Here is a 20,945-nt window from a genome sequence, read left to right as displayed (position 1 = left end):
CAATTTCCAGTACGACCTGCGAAAAAGCGCCGGCTTCATGAAAAATACTGCATCTTGATACTCATCGCACGGGCAGCCCGCTTAACCGCATCGACCGTTTGTTCCCACAATGTCGGGGTTACCCTCACTGTCGGTATGGACACGCTGATTGCGGCAATACTACGTCCTTCCGCATTAAAAATCGGTGCTGCCGCGCATTGAACCCCATCCACTGCTTCCCCATAACTGAAGCCGACGCCATCATTCCGTATGACATTCACCTCTCGTAATAGTTCATCCATCTTCGTTATGGTCCGGCTGGTCAAAGCCCCAAGTTCGTGATCGCTATACAAATTCTTCAGTTCAGAATCCGACATTGTGCTCAACTGCACCTTGCCCATCGCCGTTGAGTGGGCAGGCAAACGCATCCCCATATGGGAAACGAAGCGAATCGGATGCGCGCTTTGTTTCTCTGCAATATACAATACTTGCTTCCCATCCAGAATGGACAAATAGACGGACTCGTTGATTTCTGCAGCGATACCTTCCGAGATACGCTGGAATTCTTCTGTCAAACTAATATTGTGCGAATAGGCAGAGCATGTTTCAAACAATTTGGGACCAAGACTGAATAGCTTCTCGTTTGCGCTGGTAGTGACGTATCCCCTTCTGAGCAGATTCTGAAGCAGCTTATATAAGCTGCTTGTAGGCACGTCGAGTTTGCGCGCCACATCCATTAAACTCATAGGCGACTTCTCCTGAGCCAGCAGTTCAAAGATATCAAGAACACGATCGGCGGATTTCACAACCGATGGGGAAACATCAGCCATATGAGTTTTCCCTCCATAATTAAATTTTCTATACATAGAATATCCTTCTGTCATCAAAACAGTCAATAGCATCATTTGGAAGTATTCCTTACATTTCGTTGACAAGCAGTTTGCGAATGCTTCTATCTTCGACATTGAATACCGGTTTTTCGTCATAATATATGCCATTAGAAGTCAAAATTTTTATCCATACAGAAAGTGAAGTAAATAAAAGATAAAAAATGTCTAAATATCTGTCGTCACGGCTAATTCGATAAATGCCGTATGATTAATACACAGTCTCACAGCGTATTCATGAATATTCATCCCTGTCGAAAATAATCTTGATTATTTCAAAATCGACATGGATTTAACATAAAAATATTACTATTAAATCCATTTTTAATTTCAAGGAAACGATTGTACGAAATTCAAATGAGCGGCTGATCCACTTTACTGGTAATGAATGAATCAGGTACGGGCTAAAGGAAGGGGAAGGTGAAAACAGATGATGAAATGGAAACGTACGATGCTGCCGGTATTCTCCGCAATGCTTACTTTCGTTTTGATATTGAACGCTTGCAGCAACGGCAACGGTAATTCGAGCGGCAACGGAACCTCGAGCACGGAAACAAATGCTCAACCGTCTTCGGCAAATACAGAAATGAAAAAAGAGTTGAAGACTGAGGAAGGCGCAAAGCTGGTTGTGTGGGAGACCAAAGATCAGCTAGAGTTTGTCAAAGAGGTTGGCAAAAAATTCGAGGAACAGTATGGCGTCCCAGTAACCGTCAAAGAAGTAGGCGCCGATAAAGAGCAAAGCGATCGGCTTGCAACGGATGGTCCGGCCGGATTGGCGGCGGATATCCTCACGCTGCCCCATGACCATATCGGGTTGAATGCAAAAGCAGGCCTGATTCTTCCCAACGATTATTTTGAGGAGGAAACACGTACCTCTTCAACAGAATCTGCCGTTACCGCTTCAACATTCGAGGGGGTGTTATACGGCTACCCGAAAGCGGTGGAAACGTACGCATTGCTGTACAACAAGGACCTGGTGCCAAGTCCGCCAACAACATGGGAAGATATTATCGAATTTTCCAAAACGTTTAATGATCCGACTAACAACAAATACACGATCATGTGGGATCTCGGAAGTTTCTATTACTCCTATATTTTTTATTCCAGCCTGGGAGGCTACATTTTCGGCAAAGAGGATACCGATACTTCTGATATTGGTTTGAACAACGACGGCGCCATCAAAGGGCTTACCTATTTCAAAAAATTGAAAAGCGCACTTCCGCTGAACAGCGGCGACATAACGGGAGACGTTAAAAGCCAGTTGTTCCAGCAAGGGAAATTGGCCTTCAACATCGATGGGCCATGGGCTATTTCCAGTTTTCGCGACAAAGTCAATTTCGGTGTCGTTTCCCTTCCGAAATTCCCCTCAGGCGAACAATCCATCTCGTTCTCGGGTGTGAAATCGTACTGTGTAAATGCTTACTCCAAATACCCGAATGCCGCGCGCTTATTTGCTCATTTTGCTACCAGCAAAGAGAATCAACTGCTGGATTATAAAATGACCGGTATCATACCCGCCAATTCGGAAGCCGCAGAAGATCCGATCATTCAGCAAGATCCTTACATCAGTGGATTTTATCAGCAATTCACTCACTCCAATCCGATGCCTTCTATTCCAGAGTTTGATTATGTATGGGAGCCAACGGATGGGGCGCTTGTCTCCATCTGGAATAATGATGCCGATCCTAAAACGACGCTTGATACTGCGGTAGAAACAATTAAGCAAAAATTGCAATTGAAAAAGTAACTCCTTCATAAAATCGGCGGGCTTCATACGAGCTGTATCCTATGTGAGCCCGCTCACTTTCATGCAAAGGGTGTGAAAATCGAATGAACAGACATTCATTACGGGCGACTGTGCTATCAATTCTTTTTATGGGTTTTGGGCAATTGTACAATCGACAGTGGTTCAAAGGCTTGCCGCTCGCAGTCACGTGGGCGGCTGTCCTCATTGGATGCTCTTCCAATATTTTCGCAACGCTTAAAGGCCTGGTTACGTTGGGCGTTACGCCGACACACCGGCAAAAAGTCAATGGACTTTATGTGACAATACAGGGCGACCACTCGATCTTCCTCATGGTTCAAGGGCTGATCGCATTTTTTGCTTTGCTGCTTATCATAAGCGTCTACGTATTAAATGTACGGGATGCATATATCAACGGCCGAAGGTTGGAAGAGAAAGAAACAATCGCTCCCCCCCTCCACATGATCGGTTCATTCAGGGATAAATATTTTCCCTTTATCACGCTTCTTTTTCCATTTATATCGATTTTATTCTTGACCGTTCTTCCGATTATTTTTAGCACGCTGCTGGCATTTACAAACTATGCGGATCCGATTCTGCCGCCGGGTAATTTGATCAATTGGGTCGGCTTCGACAACTTCTTCAATCTGGTCCAACTTAAATCGTGGAGTTCGACTTTTGTCGGCGTCTTGATTTGGACGATTGTCTGGGCTGTAATCGCAACATTTTCCTGTTATTTTGGCGGTATGTTTGTGGCCATGCTGATTCATCAACCATTCGTCCGATTTAAAAAAATGTGGCGCGCCATCCTCATTGTGCCGATTGCCATCCCAACTCTTGTCTCCTTGCTTATGATGCGAAACCTGTTTAACAACAAGTTTGGTCCGATTAACGAATATTTGAAGATGCTGGGCATGAATGGCTTGCCTTGGCTTACCGACCCATTCTGGGCTAAAGTTACGGTTTTACTGGTTAATTTGTGGATTGGCATACCGGTTTCCATGATTTTGATATCAGGCATTTTGGTCACTATTCCAAGAGACTTGTATGAAGCAGCCGAGATAGATGGGGCTCGACCAAGACAGAAGTTTCGGCACATCACACTGCCGCTTGTGCTTTTTTCAACGACTCCCATCATCATCATGCAGTTTGCGAACAACATCAACAACTTCAACATGATCTACCTGCTGACTAATGGCGGACCCGTAAATCCGAATTACCAGTATGCCGGGGACACGGATTTACTTGTAACCTGGCTCTATAAATTGACTCTGAGCAATCAGCAATACAATTTGGCATCCGTTATTGGCATCATCATTTTTGTCATTATCGCTTCCCTGTCCATTTTCTATTATCGGCGCACCCGCTCTTATAATGAGGAGGATATGATTGGATGAAAGCCTTCATTAGCTATACCGCGCTGGTCATCTTGTCGATCATTGGCATTTATCCTGCTTTATGGATCGTCCTGTCTTCCTTGAAAACAGGGAACAGTTTGTTCAGCGAAACGTTGATTCCGGAAACGTTCACACTGGAGCATTACCGGAACTTATTCCTTAATACCGATTATTCGTTGTGGTTCATGAATTCGCTGAAAATCGCCGTGATCTCGATGCTGATCGGAACGTTATTCGTGCTGCTGACATCATACACTATATCCCGGCACCGGTTTGCGGGAAGAAAAATAACGATGAACATGCTTCTTGTGCTTCACATGTTTCCCGGATTCATGGCCATGATCGCGGTATACATTTTACTTTTGCAAATCAATTTGCTCGATAATCATTGGGCGCTGATTCTTGTTTATAGTTCAAGTGCCGTACTGACCCATAATTTTTTTGCTAAAGGCTACTTTGATACGCTTCCGAAAAGTTTGGAAGAAGCAGCAAGAATTGACGGAGCCGGTCAATGGACCGTTTTCGTCCGCATCATGCTTCCCTTGACAAGGCCGTTGCTGACTTTTGTCAGCCTTATGATCTTTATTGAAACGTTCTCCGACTTCATTTTTGCACAGTTGATCATACGTACGGAAGAGAAACGGACGCTTGCAGTCGGGCTGTGGAACATGGTGAACAGCAGGCAATCGACGGAATTTACAACATTTGCGGCAGGTGCCGTACTGGTTTCTATCCCCATCGTAGTTTTGTTCATGTCTCTGCAGCGTTTCCTGGTCGCCGGCCTGACTTCCGGTGCCAACAAAGGGTGACCCCCCCCCCGTTGTGCCGTTAAATGAATCTGGAATATAAACCTGATTACAAAAAAATCAAAGGAGCCAATTCAAATGAACAAACTCAAAGTTGCGGTTATCGGATGCGGTGCGATTTCCAGACTTCGCCATATTCCAGAATATGCTGCGAATCCAAATGTTGAAATCGTGGCGTTTTGCGATCCTAATATCGAGCGTGCGAAACAATATGCAGAAACTTACAAAGGACGGGCATACTCGGATTACGAAACGATGCTGAAACAGGAGCACCCAGATGCCGTAAGCGTGTGCACGCCAAATTCGTTGCATGCAAGGACAGCGATAGCAGTGGCTGAAGCTGGGGCACACGTTCTGGTTGAGAAACCGATCGCTTCAACAGAAGCGGAGGCGTTGGCGATGATTGATGCGGCACGCGCGAAGGGTGTTTATCTTATGGTGGCTCAGAACCAAAGAATGATGCCCGAGCATGTAAGGGCAAAAGAACTAGTAGATTCCGGCCGTTTAGGGAAAGTGTTGACGTTTCGTACTTCCTTCGGGTATTCCGGACCTGAAAACTGGAGCGTGGAAGGGAACGGAACTTGGTTTTATAGCAAGGACAAAGCGATTATGGGCGTTACGGCTGACTTGGGCGTTCATAAGGCGGATTTGATACGCTGGCTGCTGAATGACGAGGTATCGGAGGTTGCCTCATTTGTTGGAACCATTCATAAGGGAGGCACGGATTTAGACGACAATGCCATTTGCATCCTGCGAATGAAAGGGGGGGCCATGGGTTCGCTTGCTGCCAGTTGGACCTATTACGGAGAAGCTGATAACAGCACGGTACTCTATTGCGAAAACGGCGTGATGAAAGTCGGAACACATCCTGAAGACCAGATTATTCTTGAAATGAGGGACGGAACGGTCGAACGATATAGAGCGGACGATATCGCGACCAATGCCGGACAGCAATCGAGCGGGATTATTGACGCCTTTATCGACAGCATCCTGACGCAAACTCCGCCGCCCATACCAGGGGAAGAAGGTCTTCGTTCGCTTAAAGTCGTTCTGGCGGCATTCGAATCCCAGACAAGCGGAAAAATTGTGCGCATGACTTGATTAGTCAGAACGTACAGCGTACCTGGCTTTTACTGCGATAAAGTCAATTGAACTAGATGAGGAAGTTTTAGATATAAGGAGAGAGATAGAGACAATGGTGAACAAGGCTCATTCGGGCGACTATTACGGAGAACAGGCGATTTGGCTGTGTGCGCATCGTTATGAAGCGGCAGTGCTGCCGAATATCGGGGCGAATCTGATCGCTTTTCGCGATGCGGAGAACGGCTACAAGTTCTTGAGAGAGCCGAAGCAGGAAGAAATGGAGACATTTAAGGCGCGTCCGATCGTTCACGGCATACCGGTGCTGTTCCCGCCGAACCGCTACGAGGACGGCAAGTTCCCATGGAACGGCCAAACCTATCGATTTCCGGTAAACGAACCGGATAAGAGCAATCACCTTCACGGATTTGTGCACAACATTCCATGGTCTGTTGAGCAGTTTGGGGCAGACGATGAGGAGAGCCGGGTCTCACTCAAGCTGATGGTCGACCCGCTGCATCCGATTTACCGTTACTTCCCTCATTCCTTCACAATCAAGCTGCATTATTCGTTAAGTGAATACGGGTTGTTGCAGCGTGTAACTGTTCGCAACAATGGAGCCGAGAGGATGCCATGTCTGCTTGCATTCCACACTGCGGTCAATACCCCCTTCGTTCCGGGCAGCGCACCGAATGATCACCGTTTCAAACTGACGGTTGGCAAGCGTTGGGAGATGAATGAGCGAATGCTTCCAACCCTAAGTCTGCTTCCGCTTTCCGTAAGTGAAGAGAAGATGCGGGACGGCAAGCAGTCTCCATTCTTCGAGCCGATGGACAATCATTATACAGCAGAACCGCAAGAAGGGCGAAATCGAATGGAGCTCATCGATACCCGAACAGGTGTCAAGCTTATATATGATGTCGGAACCGGTTACAAACAATGGATGATTTGGAACGACGGCGCGAAGGGCGGCTACTTCTGCCCGGAGCCGCAGACCAGCCTCGTCAATGCGCCGAATGTTGATCTGCCGGAAGATGAGATCGGCCTGCTCGGACTGGAACCCGGAGAAATTTGGGAGGAGACGAGCCGATTATATGTGACAGATTGAATCGCATCCCCAAAACTTATAGCATGTTCGTTACGTTAAAAATATATATACCAATTAATAAAGGAGAAACCATTACTGTTATGAAAAAAGATATAACAAGTTCTGTTCATTATGCAGTAAAAAAGGAAAGATCAGCTAGTTGGGCATTATTTTCTTTGACTTTAGGCGCTTTTGCAATCGGAATGACGGAATTCGTCATCATGGGCCTCCTGACGAACATCGCCGACGATCTTCAAGTTTCCATATCCAGCGCGGGCCAGCTCATTACAGGGTATGCGCTTGGCGTAGCAGCAGGCGGACCCATTATGACGGTGCTTACCTACCGGATGCCGAGGAAGCAGCTATTATGCGCGTTAATGGTTATTTTCATTGCAGGCAATGTCCTTGCGGCCTTATCATCTAATTACACCATATTGATGATCGCCCGGATCGTAACCTCGTTTGCGCACGGCACCTTCTTCGGCATCGGCTCCGTGGTCGCCACCGGGCTTGTCAAACCGGAGAAACGGGCGTCTGCCATCGCCATGATGATGGCGGGACTTACGATCGCGAACATCCTGGGCGTGCCGTTCGGCACGTTCATCGGCCAGCAGTTCGGCTGGAGCGCCACCTTCTGGGTCGTTGCGGCCTTTGGAACCGTTGCGTTTCTCGGCGTTGCCCTGCTCGTTCCTTCGGTATCCTCCTCCGATAGCCAATTGAACCTTGGACGGGAATTTCACGCCTTCCGCAAGCCGCAGGTCATGCTGGCGCTTGCCATGTCGATTTTCGGGTTCGGGGGCGTATTTACCGCTTTTACCTATATCGCTCCGATCCTGCAGGACATAACCGGATTCAGAGAAGACCAGATTCCTTACATCCTCTTGTTATTCGGCGTCGGCGTCACCTTGGGCAATTTGCTCGGCGGTAAGCTGGCGGACCGCCGGTTGATGCCGTCCTTGATGGTCTGTCTGGCTCTGCTTACGGCCATATTGATCGTCTTTTACTTCACGGACCATCTGAAAGCGGCGACCGTCGTCACGATCTTTTTGTGGGGCACATTCTCCTTCGCCATCGTTCCGGGCTTGCAGATGCGCGTCCTGGATATGGCCAAAGATGCGCCGAGCCTGGCTTCCACCGTCAACCATTCCGCATTAAATCTCAGTAACGCGGGGGGCGCCTTCCTGGGAGGTTTAACCGTTAGCGGAATCGGCCTTCAGTACGTCCCTTTGGCGGCAGCGATTATAGCCGTCATCGGACTGCTGATTACGATTACCAGCTATACCATGGAGCGCCTGACCAAATAACAAAAAAAAAGCGCCATGCCGCTTGTGTGGTCTTCAAGATTGGTCATACAATTACCCGTTAGTTTTCCACGTCTCGCCAAGAAATCTTGAATTCCATTATTCCGAACGGTTCCGGAAGTGAAGTCATGTTCACACTGATTCAACTTCCGGATATACCGGATGAGAGCATATATTCATTTCTGACGTTCCAAAGCAAGACGTGCAGCAAGACCTGTCAAGGCGCTGGCCATGAGCCAACGCTGCACCCGCAGCCACGTTGGGCGTGTCCCGAACCACACAGCAACCCTGCTCGCCACCAGCACAATCAGGAGGTTGACAATGAAGCTGACGGATATTTGTGTAAAACCCAAAACCGCACCTTGCACAAGCAAAGATCCTTGGGCCGGGTCTTCAAACTGTGGCAGTAGCGATACATACAAAACGGCAAGCGAAACGAAAGCGAAAGCGAGTAAGGCGTCGCCTGCTCGGCAGAACAAATTATCATTACTTCAGGCACGCAGCACTCGCTTAATTTATTATGCGAAACAGTTCTTAGCGGCCAGCATGCATTGGCTGTCGAAGATCCCGGTTATGACCACGTACGCTATATTTTTGAACAGCACGGATTTCCGATTGTACCGATTTCACTTGCTCGTGACGGCATTCAAGTTCATCGTCTTAACGCAAGTCAAGCTGATATGGTATACATTACGCCCTCGCACTAATACCCGTTTGGAATGGTGATGCCGTTTAATCTGCGACTGGAGCTTTTAGAATGGGCAAAAGAGAAGCGGGGCTTTATTATTGAAGACGATTATGACGGCGAGTTTCGTTATGAAAACAAACCGATTCCCGCTTTAATAGCGTTGGACAGCCATGCGAGCATCATTTATTTGGGGACCTTCTCAAAAACGCTGCTTCCGTCTTTACGCACTAGTTATATAGTTTTACCTGAATCGCTTGTGGTTAAGCACTGTACCCCCTTTATGCGCTTCTTCAAATGAAAAAAAACACGCCTTATTTGGACGTGTTAGATGTTATTACTCTTCCGAAACCATCCGGTTGGTCAGGGTGCCGAGTTTCTCAATCTCGATCGTAACAACATCCCCGGATTTCAAATATACTTGCTTCTCCAGCGGATAACCGAGGACTACGCCCTCCGGTGTGCCCGTCATGATGATATCACCCGGCATTAGTGTCATATGATGCGAAATGTAACTTACGATTTCGTCGCAGGAGAAAATCATATCTGACGTGTTGGACTGCTGTCGGACCTCACCGTTGACAAGACTTCTGATCGTTAAACCGTTCGGATTTCCCACCTCGTCCGCCGTAACCAAGTATGGGCCAAGCGGACAAAAACCGTCACACGATTTGCCAAGCATCCATTGATTCGTTCGCATCTGCAAATCGCGCGCAGACAAGTCGTTGACGCTGCAATAGCCGAACACATGATCCAAAGCGTCTTCTTTGGACACGTATTTAGCCGTTTTGCCCATAACAATGACGAGTTCCGCTTCATAGTCAACCTTAGCGGATGTCCGCGGCAGCGGTATGTCTTGTCCATGACCGGTGAGCGTGTTGTTGAATTTGTTAAACAGGATCGGATACTCCGGAATCGGTGCATTGGTCTCCTCAGCATGCCTGCGGTAATTCAAACCGACGCAAATAATTTTGTTCGGATGGGTGACGCAAGGCCCGAATGTAAGTACAGATTCGTCAAGAAGATGCGGCGTCGGGTCCGATATCCGGTCTAACGCTTTCTGCAGCTTGGTTAAGGCGGCTTGCCCGCCTCCGATCGCCTCGTGAACAGAACAAGGAATACCTTCTTCCTTGGCATTCGGAAATGCCGAAACAACATCCAGGGCCCCCATGCTGATTTTTACACCCAATCTGTATTCCTTGTTTTGAACGAACGCAAACAATTTCATAGTAACGTCTCCTCAGGCATTTTTACCGAATGTAACTCCGCCGTCAATATATAAAGGCGCGCCCATAATAAATCTGGACTCGTCTGACGCCAAGAACAGCGCCGCATGGGCAACGTCTTCCGGACGTCCGAGTTCGCCACTGAGCTGACGCTTTTTGATGGACTCGAATGCGGCTTCCGGATCATCGTACGAGGATTTCAAATAATCTTCGACGAACGGTGTCATAATCGTTCCCGGCAGTAGGGCATTGATCCGGATGTTATACGGGGCGTAATCAACCTGCATCGATTTGGTCAGTGCCAGTACGGCGCCCTTGGTCGCCGCGTATGAAGCTCTTCTGGCCAATCCGATTTCCGCAACGCAGGATGACATGTTAATGATCACACCCGACCTCCGTTCCATCATGGATGGCAACACATATTTGCAAGGTAGAAATACACCCCGAATGTTGACGCTGACAACCCGGTCCCACACTTCGGGCTCCACCTCATGGATGGCTCCGACTCCGCTGATTCCTGCATTGTTGAACAGGACGTCGACCCGCCCGAATTCCGCGATCGCTTGCCGGATCAGATTTTGGGCGGATTCCTGGTGAGTGACGTCGGCCTGGATGAACCTGCTTTGACCGCCGAATGTCCGGATTTCCTCGAACGTTTCGTTTCCTTTGGAAGAATCGAGATCGTTTACGATCACGGACGCTCCTTCTTTGGCGAAAAGCAAAGCAGCACTGCGACCGATACCCGACCCTGAGCCGGTAATCAGAACGACTTTATCTTTCAATCGCATCCAGCTTATCCCTCCCCCTATATACGCCGCGATCCCGGATTTGGATACCGCACTTATGAGCCGGAACGCCTTTTACGCCCGGTTTTACCTTGAATAAGCCGCCGGCAGTACGGCTATCGGCATTATTTTCGTTAGCTGTCGTGATGTACAATTCATCCAGATTTGCTCCGCCGAAGGCACAGGAGGTTATATAATTGGAATAAAAAGGGATTTCGGTGATTTTATTACCCGTGTCCGGATTGTATCTTGATACTTTCCCGCCTCCCCATAAGGCAACCCACAGCATCCCTTCCTCATCAATGGTCATACCGTCCGGCAATCCTTCCTCTTCCGGAATCGAGACAACGACTTGCCGCTTACCGACTTCTCCGGATGACAAGTCATACTCGTAGGCGGAAATTTCGCGAGTCATAGTATCAGTGTAATACATCGTCTTATTATCGCAGCTCCAAATGATTCCGTTTGATATGCTCACTTTCTCTAATACAATGTCGATTGAACCGTCAGTATTCAAACGGTATAATCTCCCTGCCTCCCGCTTGCCACTCAAATTCATTGTTCCGGCAAAGAATCGTCCAGCCGCATCGCATTTCCCATCGTTAAAACGATTGTCTGCCTCTTGAGATTCAGGAGCGGCAATTAACCTAAGTTCTCTCGTCTTTGGGCTGTAGGAATAGAATCCGTCTTTTAATGTCAATACCAAGCCTCCATACCGGCTAACTACAACGGAACTGACAAATTGATCGAACAGATGCTCTTCGTTAGAACCGGTTTCAGGGTTGTAAATATGCAATTTTTTTTGTAAAATATCTACCCAATATAATCGTTTCGCAATATAATCCCAATACGCTCCTTCTCCCAAGGTGGAACCGATATTCAGCACCATTTCAATTTTATAAGGCATAAATACCTCCTAAAGGTGGGTTATTGCACATCAGTACTCCCAGATTTTAGAGTATGCCGTATTTTTGGTACACATCGCTTAGCAATTTTCCTTCCAACAATTCGGAACGTGTCATATTTTCTGATTGAACTTTCTTCATCGCCATTTCTACGATTTTGTCCGCATGCTCTTTCGGAATAACGACAATACCATCACGATCCCCAAAGATCAAGTCTCCCGGATATACCAGAACGTCTCCTACCTTCACTGGGCAATCATAATCGATAACTTTTGATCTTCCCTTGGAATCAACCGGCTTAAAGCCCGTACAAAAAACAGGAAAGCCCATTTCCATAATTTTATTCGAATCGCGGATGAAACCGTCTATTACCGCACCGCTTGCCCCGCGCATGATAGAAGCAGTAGTAAGCAATTCACCCCATAACCCGGTTTGGGTAGACTCATTCGTTCCGGCTATAACAACCTCATGAGGCTGGATGCTGTCTACCGCTTTAATTTCCAATTCGTAAGGATGATCATGCTTATAATAGACATCAGCTGATAGAATCGTCTTGGCAAAGCCGACGATAACCATACCTCCATCCATTGGACGAATATTGGCTCGCATAGCCTGATTTCTGAACCCAAGATCATCCAACATATCACAAATCACGGCTGTGTATAGATGCAGCTTCATATAATGCAATAACTCACTTTGATTCGAAAAATCCATTGGATTTCCTCCTGAGGCGTATTAAATTTCTCCCGAGACGATATAACTTATTATTTGGTTCATCGAACCGCCTTCCAGTGCCGGTCTTGTCAGTCTCGTATATTGCCCAAGCGCTCCCCGATGCCGGATGTCGGGCTTTATCCACGATTTGCGCCGTTCTTCCAGCGTGGCTGCGATGACATCATCGGTCGCATACTTTCCGGCAATACCGACAATCGACAAATCTCGTTTCGGAATATCAATCCGAACGAGATCGCCGCTTTCCACGAAAGCGATCGGCCCCCCTTCCAGCGCCTCCGGATACACATAGCCGACGCAGGGCCCCCTTGTCGCCCCAGAAAAACGCCCGTCCGTTACAAGTGAAGTGGTTACGGAGAGGACTGGATCGGAAGCAATCAATTCGGACATGAAGAACATTTCCGGCATGCCGCAGGCCTTTGGTCCTTGATAGCGAATGACGACCACATCGCCGGAAACGATCTGCTTGGCGAGAAGCGCCTTGACTGCATCCTCCTCGCTGTCAAACACTTTAGCCTTTCCTTCGTGTACCATCATTTGTTCCGCAACCGCCGATTTTTTGATCGTTGCTCCTTTGGGTGCCAGATTTCCTTTCAACAGCGCAGCCGATCCTTCCGGCTTTAGCGGTTTACCGATAGGATAGATCACATCACGGTAATTCAGCTTATAGTTTGCGAGAAACATCTCGGCATATCTCGGCATTTCGTTCTGATTGAACGCTTCCAGGTTGTCCCCCAGTGAATGACCGGTAACCGTCAACGCATCGAGATGAAGGAAAGAACGCAGTTCCTGCATGACCCGCGGCGTACCTCCGGCATACCAGAACAGTTCAGTCGGGTACTTGCCGGCCGTCTTCGTATCAACCAATACCGGAATTTCGCGATGAATCCGATCGAAGGTCTCGGCATCCAGTTTAATTCCCGCCTCCGCCGCAATCGCGATCAAATGCATGATCGCATTCAGTGAACCTCCGATCGCGGAATGAACCATAATCGCATTTTCGAACGCTTCCTTTGTCAAAATCTTGTCTGGTGTGATCCCGTGCTCAACCAATCTCATGACCTGCTGTCCCGCCGCCCTTGCTGCACGGCGGATTTCCGCATTGGTTGCGGGAATAAGCGCCGTCCAAGGCAAAGCCAGTCCGAGCGCTTCAGACATGACTTGCATCGTAGCTGCCGTACCCATATATTGACAAGCTCCGCAGGTTGGACAGCAGGCGCGCTGGAACGCAAGGAACTCCTCCTTGCTCATCTTCTGTTCTTTCACTTGAACACTCATTGCCCACAGCTCTTCATTGGACTTCAGACAGGGCCCGGCCCCCATTGCCCCTCCGGGGACATGAACAGCGGGAATGTTCAGCCTTGCGATCGCCATCAGGTGGGCAGGAACAGCTTTATCTCCCGCGGACGCCAGAACCATGGCGTCCATCGGCGTGGCAAGCGCGTGAATCTCCACCATCGAAGCGATGAAGTCGCGGGACGGCAGCGAATAATGCATGCCGCCGTGCGCCTGCGCAACGCCATCGCAAATATCAGTCGTCGTATATAAGGCGGGCTTGCCGCCGGCCTGAAAAACGCCTTTCTCCATTTCCTCCATGAGTTCCCCAAGATGATACGAGCTCGGATGACTGGCACCGTGCGTGCTTTCGACCAGAACTTGCACTTTGTCCAGATCTTCTACTGTCCAATCCATGGACATACGCAACGCATCGCCTTCGAAGCTGATCTTGCGGACCTTTTGACTTGCCCATTCTTTATCCATGTTCACTTCCCCCAATCTTTATAATGCCGCCAGCACCTGATCCGCAGTACCTATGGTCCTGTCGATGTCCTCGTCCGTATGCACGGTCGATATATACCATAAGCCGCTGGGCCGGATCAGGATGCCCGCTTCCAGCATCTTGCTTGCAAATACTGTGTATCGTGCGGAATCACGTTGCTGGAATGTATCAAAGTCGCTTACCTCGGGCTTGTCGATGAACATCATATGCATAACCGACCCGATCCGATTGACGATTCCAGGAATTCCGTGCCTTTGCAGGGACTTCCTTAAACCGCTAGCCAGTCGGTTCATACCTTCTTCCATGCGGCTGTATGCCCTCCCTTCACCCTCCGAGAGAAGAGCCAAGGTTGCAAGCCCTGCCGTCATGGACAACGTGCTGCCATTCAGCGTTCCGAGATGGTTGACAGTGCCTTCATCGATGAGTCGCATTATGTCTGCTTTGCCGGCAACCGCGCTAAGCGCTACTCCTCCTGCGATCGCTTTGCCGAAAATGCCCAAATCGGGTGTGACACCGAAACGCCCTTGCGCGCCGGACAACCCGAGCCTGAAACCCGTAATCACCTCATCGAAAATTAATACGATTCCAAACCGGGTCGTAAGCTCCCGCATCCGTTCCAGATACCCCGGATTTGGGGCCAGACAGCCGGAATTGCACATAACGGGCTCTGTAATAACGCAAGCGATTTCATCCGCATGTTCGGTCAGGACCCGTTCTAATTCCTCCGCGTCGTTCCACTTCACAAGCAGAATATCCTGCAAAGCGTTTTCGCTTTGTCCGGCCGTACCGGCCATTGTAACCTTTTCGGCTTCCCCCCGCATGTCCGGACTCGGAAACGAGGTGAAGATAGTGTCCGACCAACCGTGATAATGACCCTCGAAACGAATCACTTTCGATTTGCGAGTGTAAGCGCGAGCCAGCCGGAGCGCGATCATGACCGCTTCGGTTCCCGACCCGCTGAATGCCACTTTGTCGGCGCATGGGAGGATGTCTGTGAGCAGGGAAGCAAGTTCGATTTCCCCCTCATGCTGAAGTCCGTACGTCACACCGCGAAGAAGGGAATTTTGAACCAAGGCTGTCCATTCGGGATGAGCATGACCTAGAATGAGCGGGCCGTAAGCAAGCAAATAATCAATATATTCATTGCCGTCGGCATCCAGCAGCTTTGAACCGGATGCGGAAGACACATACAGCGGTACGGGCTTCATGGAGGCACGAAGCGAGCTAGCCGCCCCGCCCGCTACGACCCGTTTGGCCTTCAGCCAGCTTTGTTCTGAAATTTTGAATGTATTCATAGGAAGCCTCCAGATCTGTTCATTCATCCTTTAATGCATAATCCATCCGCCATCCACGTTCAGAGTCTGTCCCGTAATAAAATCGCTGTCGGCCGAAGCGAGAAAAACGAACGCCCCCTCCAAATCCGCTGCCGTCTCTCTTCTTGCGAAGCACTGCGCCTCGGCCAGCATTTTCTCTACCCTGGGCATGTCATCCGGATTCACTTTCTCCTGTTCCGTCTCGGTCAGAACAGCTCCCGGCGTAATGCAGTTAACGTTTACGCCATGTTTCCCGATTTCACGCGCCAAGGCACGGGTAAATCCGACGATCGCACCCTTGGAAGCAACATAATGAACGAAGCCCGGCTGACCTGTAAAATAAGTAACTGAGGATACGTTGATGATTTTGCCATAATGGTTGGCTTTCATATAGGGAAACACTGCTTTCGAGCAAAGAAACTGGGAACGGACATTTACTCCCATCACCTCATCCCAATCTTCAGACGAAATCTCATGCCAAGGCACACGCGGATCTATAGCTGCATTATTGACCAGAATATCAACGGTTCCGAAGCGCCTCGCTGTCTCATTCACCATATCCTGAACCTCGGATTCGTTCGATACGTCAGCTTGGAATGCGAAGGCCTCGCCTCCGGACGCTTGAATATCCGTTACGACCCGTTCAGCCAACCCGGGATAGGCCCGGTCATTGATAACAACTTTAGCTCCTTCAAGCGCATATCTCTTTGCGATCGCTGCGCCAATCGAACGGGAAGCGCCCGTAATGATGGCGACTTTATGAAGCAGTTTCATCGGCAACACCCCCTATCAGTAAGATGTATATCCTTTCAGCTTCTTCCATTCGAAGTTGTCGTCAAAGGGATAGAAGGGTCTTACAATATGGTGATAGGACAGCTTTGTGATATCAGCAGGGCTGCTGCCGGGCGTGTCCAGAATGTAAATGCGTTTAGAGATGGCTTCATAATCTGCCCGGAACTGGTTGGCCGACTTGACCATGACGATATCCGCCCTCTCAGGCTCAAGCCCCATCGTCCGGTACATGCTTGGATCGCCGGAGAATACCGGTCTTTCCCCGATCAACAGCGAGAGGGTCCCGATTTCCACGACTACGTTTCGTCCCATGTTGGCGACCGTATTCTTGGCATGTCCGCCATTCAGGCGGAACTGTCCGTCGCCGATCCTTCTCACTTTACCGGCGATCGTCAGCGGTTCTCCGGAACGGTCCAACGTATGTCCGACCGTTAATTCCACGTTTTGCCCGACACCGGCTTGAATCGCCTGTTCGACGGCTCGTTCGTCCGTTATGACGAGCAGGCTGTTCAGCCGCTCCTGTACACCCAGATCCAACAATTGACGCAGCACAAAAGCGCTGTCTCCTGTTGATCCTGCACCCGGGCTGTCCGCGACGTCCGAGATGACAATCGGTCCTTCTTCTCCCGTATACGTATCAGCCAACTCGACAATCTGCTGTACGCTATACAATCGGATATCAAAGTCGTGCCTCTTTTGCCAGAAAAGCTCCGCCAGCCTTTCCGCTTCACGCTCGGCTTTCTCCGCTTCGTCCGCAACAACGACTGCCGACGATCCCATCTCCGCAATGTCCAACCAAGGCTGGACGGGAAAAAGCGACGTGACCCTGGATATCCCCCGTTGTTCCCCTTCGAACGCTTCTTTCCACAGTTCCGCGAAAGGGCCGTGAGTGGACTGGGAATTTTCCGCCGGAACGATCATGGGTAGCTTGACCATCGCCATAGCCGGTTTCTTGCCTTCTTTCAGAACCGATATCAGCAATTGCACAGCCCGATAGCCGGTTTCATAGAAATCCATATGAGGGTAAGTGCGATAGCCTACTATAGCGTCTGTATGACGAATCATCTTCGTCGTTACATTGGCATGCAAATCCAAGGACAGCACGAAAGGAAGGTCTCCGATTACGCGCCTGATTTCCTCTGTCAATTCCCCTTCGACATCGTCGCAGCCTTCCGCAACCATCGCCCCATGCATGGCGAAATAAACACCGTCATACTGTTCCGCAGACCGGATCTGCGAAAGCATAAGTTGCTTTAATTCCTTTAACGCATGTCTTGCAAACTTACCGGACGAAACGGCATATGCGCATAAGACAGGAACAACCTCCACGCCGGCATCTTCCGCAGCCTGTATACCGCCGCGGACCTCATTTTCAATTTGGAGCTCCTTGATCTGGTCCCCCAGCAAAAACACGTTGCTGCGAAAATCGTCCATGCTGCTGATGTAAGGACTAAAGGTGTTGCTCTCCTGAACGAGAGCGCCAATCAATATCCTCAAAGTCATGTCCTGTCTCCTTCATATTCTAATGCTGGATCCAGCGGATCAATCGTGGAGAAGAGATCGGGATTAATACGCAACATTTGATTAAGCAAACTCGTCATCCGGTCCGCATCGCAAATTCGAACCTCCGCCAACCCGAACCGTCCGGTATACATAACGCCTTTCTTTATAAAAATGTCGTTGACTTTCCAGAAATAATCCGACCAGTTCTCTCCTCCGCTGTGCCTTCGCGAAGGAACGGGAATTTCGGTCCCGTCAGGAAGTATCGTGTACAGCAGGACAGGACGGTCTGCGACTCTGTTCGGAATATTGGCCCATTCTTCTATGCCATGCATAAATGTATTCCTGCGCAAATCCACTCCAAGCAGCATAATCGTGGCTTTCCGTTCGAGGAGTTTCCCCCATGGCGACTGCGGTCCGCAAGGGGTATCACACTTCTCGTTCCCCGTTACGAATGCTTCCGCATCCTTGCCAAGCGCAGCGACCGAATGAGTTGGGTGCAGCGACCGGACAACGCCGGGTCGCTTGCGAAAAAGCTCCGTCAGAATGCCAACACAGGAGGGGGAGTCCTGAACGTGGAATCTAGGGTTGTTCTCGTCAATGTAAGACCATGTATGGGTAGGCATCACGAGCAGCCCATTCTTCATATAGTCCGTTAGAGCATCGAGGATAGTATCGGGACCTCCCTCCACTTCACCAATGCTCTTGTATGACGAATGGACCAATAGCGTGCCGTTCCGATCGACTTCCAATTGCTCAAGATTCCGTATCAAGCTTTCTTTGGTGTACATGGGGCAGCCTCCTTCTTACATCATTCGGAAACTACGTGGCAAAATGAAGCTGCGCCAGCAATTTTCTGAAGTAATGAAGCCCGCTGACCAGTCTTTCTTCCATCTGATCCAAATAAGGGATGGATTCATACTCGTCCGGGTTTTGAATTTTTCCCTCTGCAAGCTCCGCTTCCGTCCGGCAGGCCAGCTTGACAAACTGTCCCAGTTCGTAAGCTGTTAAGTCCGGGTTGCGATCCATCCATTCCCGGTCGAAAATTTTGGCTTCAAAAAGCCACTTGTGATCCTCGATAGATAATGGCAGGTCCGGACTGTATTGCCCGAGTATCGGAAGAATTTGTTCCCAATCCACTACGCCTTGCCCAGGCGGCTTCCCCTGTCTGGTGATTCCATTCTGCGAAAAATAAACAATTCCATCCTTGGCATGCGTCATATGAGTATAGGGGGCCACCCGTTTGGCCGCCAATACAGGATCCTCCGCATTGACCAGAGTATTCGCCGTATCCAGGCATACGCCGACAATGTCCTCGCCTACCGCCTCGATTACCCGAAGCACATCAAATGTGGTTTCTCCATGGGTTTCCAGATTGATTCGCGAGCCGCATTGCTCCAGGACAGGCCTGAGACTGCGAATGACATTAATGCACTGCCGTACATGCTCTTCCCAGGGAACGGCATGCTCGTACCTCTCGTTTGACGTGTTGATCGCACTATGAAGCTCATGCCATCCGGCCTTCGCCGCCGCACGTATCTCTTCCTCCAGCCTAAGCCTAAATGCATCGATTGAACTTCCGGTAATGACCGGGTTGACATAAGTCACGGAAACATGGGCATACAAGTCTTGGGATGCCGCATACTCGTGAATATCTTTGAGAGACCCGACATCCAATTGGGGGCTCATGCTCCTGATCCCGCCGAATTGCGCACCGTCAAATCCCAGCTTTTTGATGAAATCCAGCGTTTGATAAGGGTCCAATTCCAACTCCCGTAACGTAAACGTGTCAACACCTATCCGCATCTCATCACTCCGTCCTTTTCATTCGTTTCGTATCTCGAAGCATTTATTGCTGCCACGGCGTCGGCTCGATTGGTATTTTCGCAACGCATCCCGTACGTTCGGACAGATACGCCGCTTCGGCCACCTCAACTGTTTTGCGAATATCCGTTCCGTCCGTCAAAATGCTAGCTTCCTCTCCCCGGAGGCTTTTAACCCACTCCTCTATACAGCGCTGATGTCCGGTAAGCTGGGAAGCACTTTCTATTTTCACAAAACTTCCTTCGCCACGTTGATTATATTCGAACAATTGAGACTCTCCATTATGGATCTTGACGTATGTTCCTTTACCGCTCATGAAATACGCTTCTCCCTTCGTCCCGGTCACATGGTTGAATTCATACCATAAACCGTTCGGCGCATCATGGGATTGCGTATGCCAGTTGATTGAGAGCAATGCCAAAGCCCCCGACTTCATTCTCGCCAGTAAGCCGCCGATGACTTCGCCCTCCATTCGTTCCGGCACCACTTTACTCATGCTGGTTACGTTCTCCACCTCGCCTCCATACCAGCGCAGAGAGTCGATCTGATGGGTCAAACAGCTCATAATCGCTCCCCCGCCGATTTTGTCGTAAGAACGAATCCAGTGTCCTTCCGGCACCACGACATTCTGGTTATGTTCGAGCTTCCAGAACAGGATTTCGCCCAGTTCCCCGGATTCGACAATATGCTTCAGCACTTGCCAATCGCCGTCATATCGCCTATCATGGCATACCGTCAAGGTAACGCCTGCCTTCCGGCAAGCTTCGATCATTCGGTCGCATTCATAAACGTTTCTTGCCATTACCTTCTCGGTAAGTACTTGCTTTCCCGCTTCAGCCGCCTCCAATGTAACCGGCAAATGAAGATCGTGAGGCAGTAAAATGTCTACCGCCTCGATATCAGCCCGGTTCAGCAGTTCTTTATAATCGGTTACGATCTCGGTCTCATTTCCAAGCAGCTCCCGTATCAGTCCATGCCGACTGACATCGCGTTCCGCCACCACTACTTCGCATACGTCTCTAAGTCTTGTGAAACCCGGGGCATGGGCATGGAGAATTCCGCCTCCACCTAAAATTCCGACTTTAATTTTGCTTGTTCGCATTCTCAATCGCTCCAATCGAA

At 49.4% G+C, this 20,945-nt stretch carries 20 protein-coding genes and 1 pseudogene; 8 read left to right on the top strand and 13 right to left on the bottom strand.

Translation table 11 applies throughout. The features are described 5' to 3' along the window. Positions 1 to 35: 35 nt before the first annotated feature. Entirely contained in the window at positions 36 to 884 is an 849-nt protein-coding gene (locus VN24_RS16865; RefSeq protein WP_158453681.1) for an IclR family transcriptional regulator, read from the bottom strand. A gap of 412 nt (positions 885 to 1,296) precedes the next feature. Between VN24_RS16865 and VN24_RS16860 the strand changes: the two genes are divergently transcribed. From VN24_RS16860 to VN24_RS16835, 6 genes are all read left to right on the top strand, one after another. Next, positions 1,297 to 2,613: a sugar ABC transporter substrate-binding protein gene (locus VN24_RS16860; protein WP_082083819.1), complete on the top strand. Its 1,317-nt coding sequence runs from the start codon at positions 1,297 to 1,299 to the stop codon at positions 2,611 to 2,613. Positions 2,614 to 2,696: 83 nt separating this feature from the next. Beyond that, a complete protein-coding gene (locus VN24_RS16855; RefSeq protein ID WP_045671342.1) occupies positions 2,697 to 4,007 on the top strand; it encodes a carbohydrate ABC transporter permease in 1,311 nt (436 codons plus the stop codon). Continuing rightward, positions 4,004 to 4,816, top strand: coding sequence for a sugar ABC transporter permease (locus tag VN24_RS16850; RefSeq protein ID WP_045671341.1), 813 nt, complete (start codon positions 4,004 to 4,006; stop codon positions 4,814 to 4,816). The genes VN24_RS16855 and VN24_RS16850 overlap by 4 nt, the downstream gene beginning before the upstream one ends. Before the next feature lie 75 nt (positions 4,817 to 4,891). Then, positions 4,892 to 5,914, top strand: a complete 1,023-nt coding sequence (locus VN24_RS16845; RefSeq protein WP_045671340.1) for a Gfo/Idh/MocA family protein — start codon at positions 4,892 to 4,894, stop codon at positions 5,912 to 5,914. Positions 5,915 to 6,008: 94 nt separating this feature from the next. Beyond that, the gene (locus VN24_RS16840) at positions 6,009 to 7,001 is read left to right on the top strand and encodes an aldose 1-epimerase (RefSeq protein WP_045671339.1); all 993 of its coding nucleotides are present in this window, start codon (positions 6,009 to 6,011) and stop codon (positions 6,999 to 7,001) included. A gap of 80 nt (positions 7,002 to 7,081) precedes the next feature. Beyond that, positions 7,082 to 8,284 (top strand): MFS transporter, encoded by a 1,203-nt coding sequence (locus VN24_RS16835; protein WP_082083817.1) that lies wholly within the window; start codon positions 7,082 to 7,084, stop codon positions 8,282 to 8,284. 173 nt (positions 8,285 to 8,457) lie between these two features. On the opposite strand, the pseudogene VN24_RS26985 reads toward VN24_RS16835, so the two are convergent. Further along, positions 8,458 to 8,712 (bottom strand): annotated as a pseudogene (locus VN24_RS26985) (LysE family translocator); the annotation flags it as partial. On the opposite strand from VN24_RS26985, the gene VN24_RS27775 reads away from it, so the two are divergent. Together VN24_RS27775 and VN24_RS26440 are read left to right on the top strand one after the other, a co-directional pair. Beyond that, positions 8,603 to 9,007, top strand: coding sequence for a hypothetical protein (locus VN24_RS27775; protein WP_052703010.1), 405 nt, complete (start codon positions 8,603 to 8,605; stop codon positions 9,005 to 9,007). The pseudogene VN24_RS26985 and the gene VN24_RS27775 sit on opposite strands and share 110 nt — an antisense overlap. Beyond that, positions 9,007 to 9,267, top strand: a complete 261-nt coding sequence (locus VN24_RS26440) for a hypothetical protein (RefSeq protein ID WP_052703009.1) — start codon at positions 9,007 to 9,009, stop codon at positions 9,265 to 9,267. Before VN24_RS27775 ends, VN24_RS26440 begins: the two co-directional genes overlap by 1 nt. 36 nt (positions 9,268 to 9,303) lie before the next feature. Here VN24_RS26440 and VN24_RS16820 read toward each other — a convergent pair whose 3' ends face one another. The 11 genes from VN24_RS16820 to VN24_RS16770 are packed head-to-tail and all read right to left on the bottom strand — an operon-like array spanning position 9,304 to position 20,925. After that, the gene (locus VN24_RS16820) at positions 9,304 to 10,194 is read right to left on the bottom strand and encodes a fumarylacetoacetate hydrolase family protein (RefSeq protein WP_045671337.1); all 891 of its coding nucleotides are present in this window, start codon (positions 10,192 to 10,194) and stop codon (positions 9,304 to 9,306) included. Positions 10,195 to 10,206: 12 nt separating this feature from the next. Continuing rightward, entirely contained in the window at positions 10,207 to 10,980 is a 774-nt protein-coding gene (locus tag VN24_RS16815) for an SDR family NAD(P)-dependent oxidoreductase (RefSeq protein WP_045671336.1), read from the bottom strand. Then, complete coding sequence (locus VN24_RS16810; RefSeq protein ID WP_045671335.1) at positions 10,964 to 11,884, bottom strand: SMP-30/gluconolactonase/LRE family protein; 921 nt, start codon at positions 11,882 to 11,884, stop codon at positions 10,964 to 10,966. The genes VN24_RS16815 and VN24_RS16810 overlap by 17 nt, the downstream gene beginning before the upstream one ends. Before the next feature lie 46 nt (positions 11,885 to 11,930). Continuing rightward, positions 11,931 to 12,596, bottom strand: a complete 666-nt coding sequence (locus tag VN24_RS16805) for an RraA family protein (RefSeq protein ID WP_045671334.1) — start codon at positions 12,594 to 12,596, stop codon at positions 11,931 to 11,933. A 21-nt stretch (positions 12,597 to 12,617) separates the two neighbouring features. Then, positions 12,618 to 14,375 (bottom strand): dihydroxy-acid dehydratase, encoded by a 1,758-nt coding sequence (ilvD, locus tag VN24_RS16800; protein ID WP_045671333.1) that lies wholly within the window; start codon positions 14,373 to 14,375, stop codon positions 12,618 to 12,620. A gap of 18 nt (positions 14,376 to 14,393) precedes the next feature. Further along, on the bottom strand, positions 14,394 to 15,689 hold the full coding sequence (locus tag VN24_RS16795; RefSeq protein WP_045671332.1) for an aspartate aminotransferase family protein: 1,296 nt from the start codon (positions 15,687 to 15,689) through the stop codon (positions 14,394 to 14,396). A 30-nt stretch (positions 15,690 to 15,719) separates the two neighbouring features. Beyond that, entirely contained in the window at positions 15,720 to 16,481 is a 762-nt protein-coding gene (locus VN24_RS16790) for an SDR family NAD(P)-dependent oxidoreductase (protein ID WP_045671331.1), read from the bottom strand. A gap of 15 nt (positions 16,482 to 16,496) precedes the next feature. Continuing rightward, entirely contained in the window at positions 16,497 to 18,002 is a 1,506-nt protein-coding gene (locus VN24_RS16785; RefSeq protein WP_045671330.1) for a M81 family metallopeptidase, read from the bottom strand. Then, positions 17,999 to 18,790 carry an AAC(3) family N-acetyltransferase gene (locus tag VN24_RS16780; protein WP_045671329.1) on the bottom strand — a complete coding sequence of 264 codons (792 nt, stop codon included), beginning with the start codon at positions 18,788 to 18,790 and terminating at the stop codon, positions 17,999 to 18,001. Before VN24_RS16780 ends, VN24_RS16785 begins: the two co-directional genes overlap by 4 nt. A gap of 31 nt (positions 18,791 to 18,821) precedes the next feature. Continuing rightward, a complete protein-coding gene (locus VN24_RS16775) occupies positions 18,822 to 19,805 on the bottom strand; it encodes a sugar phosphate isomerase/epimerase family protein (protein ID WP_045671328.1) in 984 nt (327 codons plus the stop codon). Between the two features lie 43 nt (positions 19,806 to 19,848). Continuing rightward, positions 19,849 to 20,925, bottom strand: coding sequence for a Gfo/Idh/MocA family protein (locus tag VN24_RS16770; RefSeq protein WP_045671327.1), 1,077 nt, complete (start codon positions 20,923 to 20,925; stop codon positions 19,849 to 19,851). Between the last annotated feature and the right edge of the window lie 20 nt (positions 20,926 to 20,945).

The organism is Paenibacillus beijingensis, from assembly GCF_000961095.1.
Lineage (GTDB): Bacteria > Bacillota > Bacilli > Paenibacillales > Paenibacillaceae > Paenibacillus_O > Paenibacillus_O beijingensis.
This window is presented reverse-complemented; position numbering and strand designations above follow the sequence as displayed.

What these genes read in the sequence shown, in the direction of transcription:
- VN24_RS16865 (WP_158453681.1), bottom strand. Translation starts at nt 884, where the DNA reads ATGATGCTATTGACTGTTTTGATGACAGAAGGATATTCTATGTATAGA.
- VN24_RS16860 (WP_082083819.1), top strand. Translation starts at nt 1,297, where the DNA reads ATGATGAAATGGAAACGTACGATGCTGCCGGTATTCTCCGCAATGCTT.
- VN24_RS16855 (WP_045671342.1), top strand. Translation starts at nt 2,697, where the DNA reads ATGAACAGACATTCATTACGGGCGACTGTGCTATCAATTCTTTTTATG.
- VN24_RS16850 (WP_045671341.1), top strand. Translation starts at nt 4,004, where the DNA reads ATGAAAGCCTTCATTAGCTATACCGCGCTGGTCATCTTGTCGATCATT.
- VN24_RS16845 (WP_045671340.1), top strand. Translation starts at nt 4,892, where the DNA reads ATGAACAAACTCAAAGTTGCGGTTATCGGATGCGGTGCGATTTCCAGA.
- VN24_RS16840 (WP_045671339.1), top strand. Translation starts at nt 6,009, where the DNA reads ATGGTGAACAAGGCTCATTCGGGCGACTATTACGGAGAACAGGCGATT.
- VN24_RS16835 (WP_082083817.1), top strand. Translation starts at nt 7,082, where the DNA reads ATGAAAAAAGATATAACAAGTTCTGTTCATTATGCAGTAAAAAAGGAA.
- VN24_RS27775 (WP_052703010.1), top strand. Translation starts at nt 8,603, where the DNA reads ATGAAGCTGACGGATATTTGTGTAAAACCCAAAACCGCACCTTGCACA.
- VN24_RS26440 (WP_052703009.1), top strand. Translation starts at nt 9,007, where the DNA reads ATGCCGTTTAATCTGCGACTGGAGCTTTTAGAATGGGCAAAAGAGAAG.
- VN24_RS16820 (WP_045671337.1), bottom strand. Translation starts at nt 10,194, where the DNA reads ATGAAATTGTTTGCGTTCGTTCAAAACAAGGAATACAGATTGGGTGTA.
- VN24_RS16815 (WP_045671336.1), bottom strand. Translation starts at nt 10,980, where the DNA reads ATGCGATTGAAAGATAAAGTCGTTCTGATTACCGGCTCAGGGTCGGGT.
- VN24_RS16810 (WP_045671335.1), bottom strand. Translation starts at nt 11,884, where the DNA reads ATGCCTTATAAAATTGAAATGGTGCTGAATATCGGTTCCACCTTGGGA.
- VN24_RS16805 (WP_045671334.1), bottom strand. Translation starts at nt 12,596, where the DNA reads ATGGATTTTTCGAATCAAAGTGAGTTATTGCATTATATGAAGCTGCAT.
- ilvD (WP_045671333.1), bottom strand. Translation starts at nt 14,375, where the DNA reads ATGGATAAAGAATGGGCAAGTCAAAAGGTCCGCAAGATCAGCTTCGAA.
- VN24_RS16795 (WP_045671332.1), bottom strand. Translation starts at nt 15,689, where the DNA reads ATGAATACATTCAAAATTTCAGAACAAAGCTGGCTGAAGGCCAAACGG.
- VN24_RS16790 (WP_045671331.1), bottom strand. Translation starts at nt 16,481, where the DNA reads ATGAAACTGCTTCATAAAGTCGCCATCATTACGGGCGCTTCCCGTTCG.
- VN24_RS16785 (WP_045671330.1), bottom strand. Translation starts at nt 18,002, where the DNA reads ATGACTTTGAGGATATTGATTGGCGCTCTCGTTCAGGAGAGCAACACC.
- VN24_RS16780 (WP_045671329.1), bottom strand. Translation starts at nt 18,790, where the DNA reads ATGTACACCAAAGAAAGCTTGATACGGAATCTTGAGCAATTGGAAGTC.
- VN24_RS16775 (WP_045671328.1), bottom strand. Translation starts at nt 19,805, where the DNA reads ATGCGGATAGGTGTTGACACGTTTACGTTACGGGAGTTGGAATTGGAC.
- VN24_RS16770 (WP_045671327.1), bottom strand. Translation starts at nt 20,925, where the DNA reads ATGCGAACAAGCAAAATTAAAGTCGGAATTTTAGGTGGAGGCGGAATT.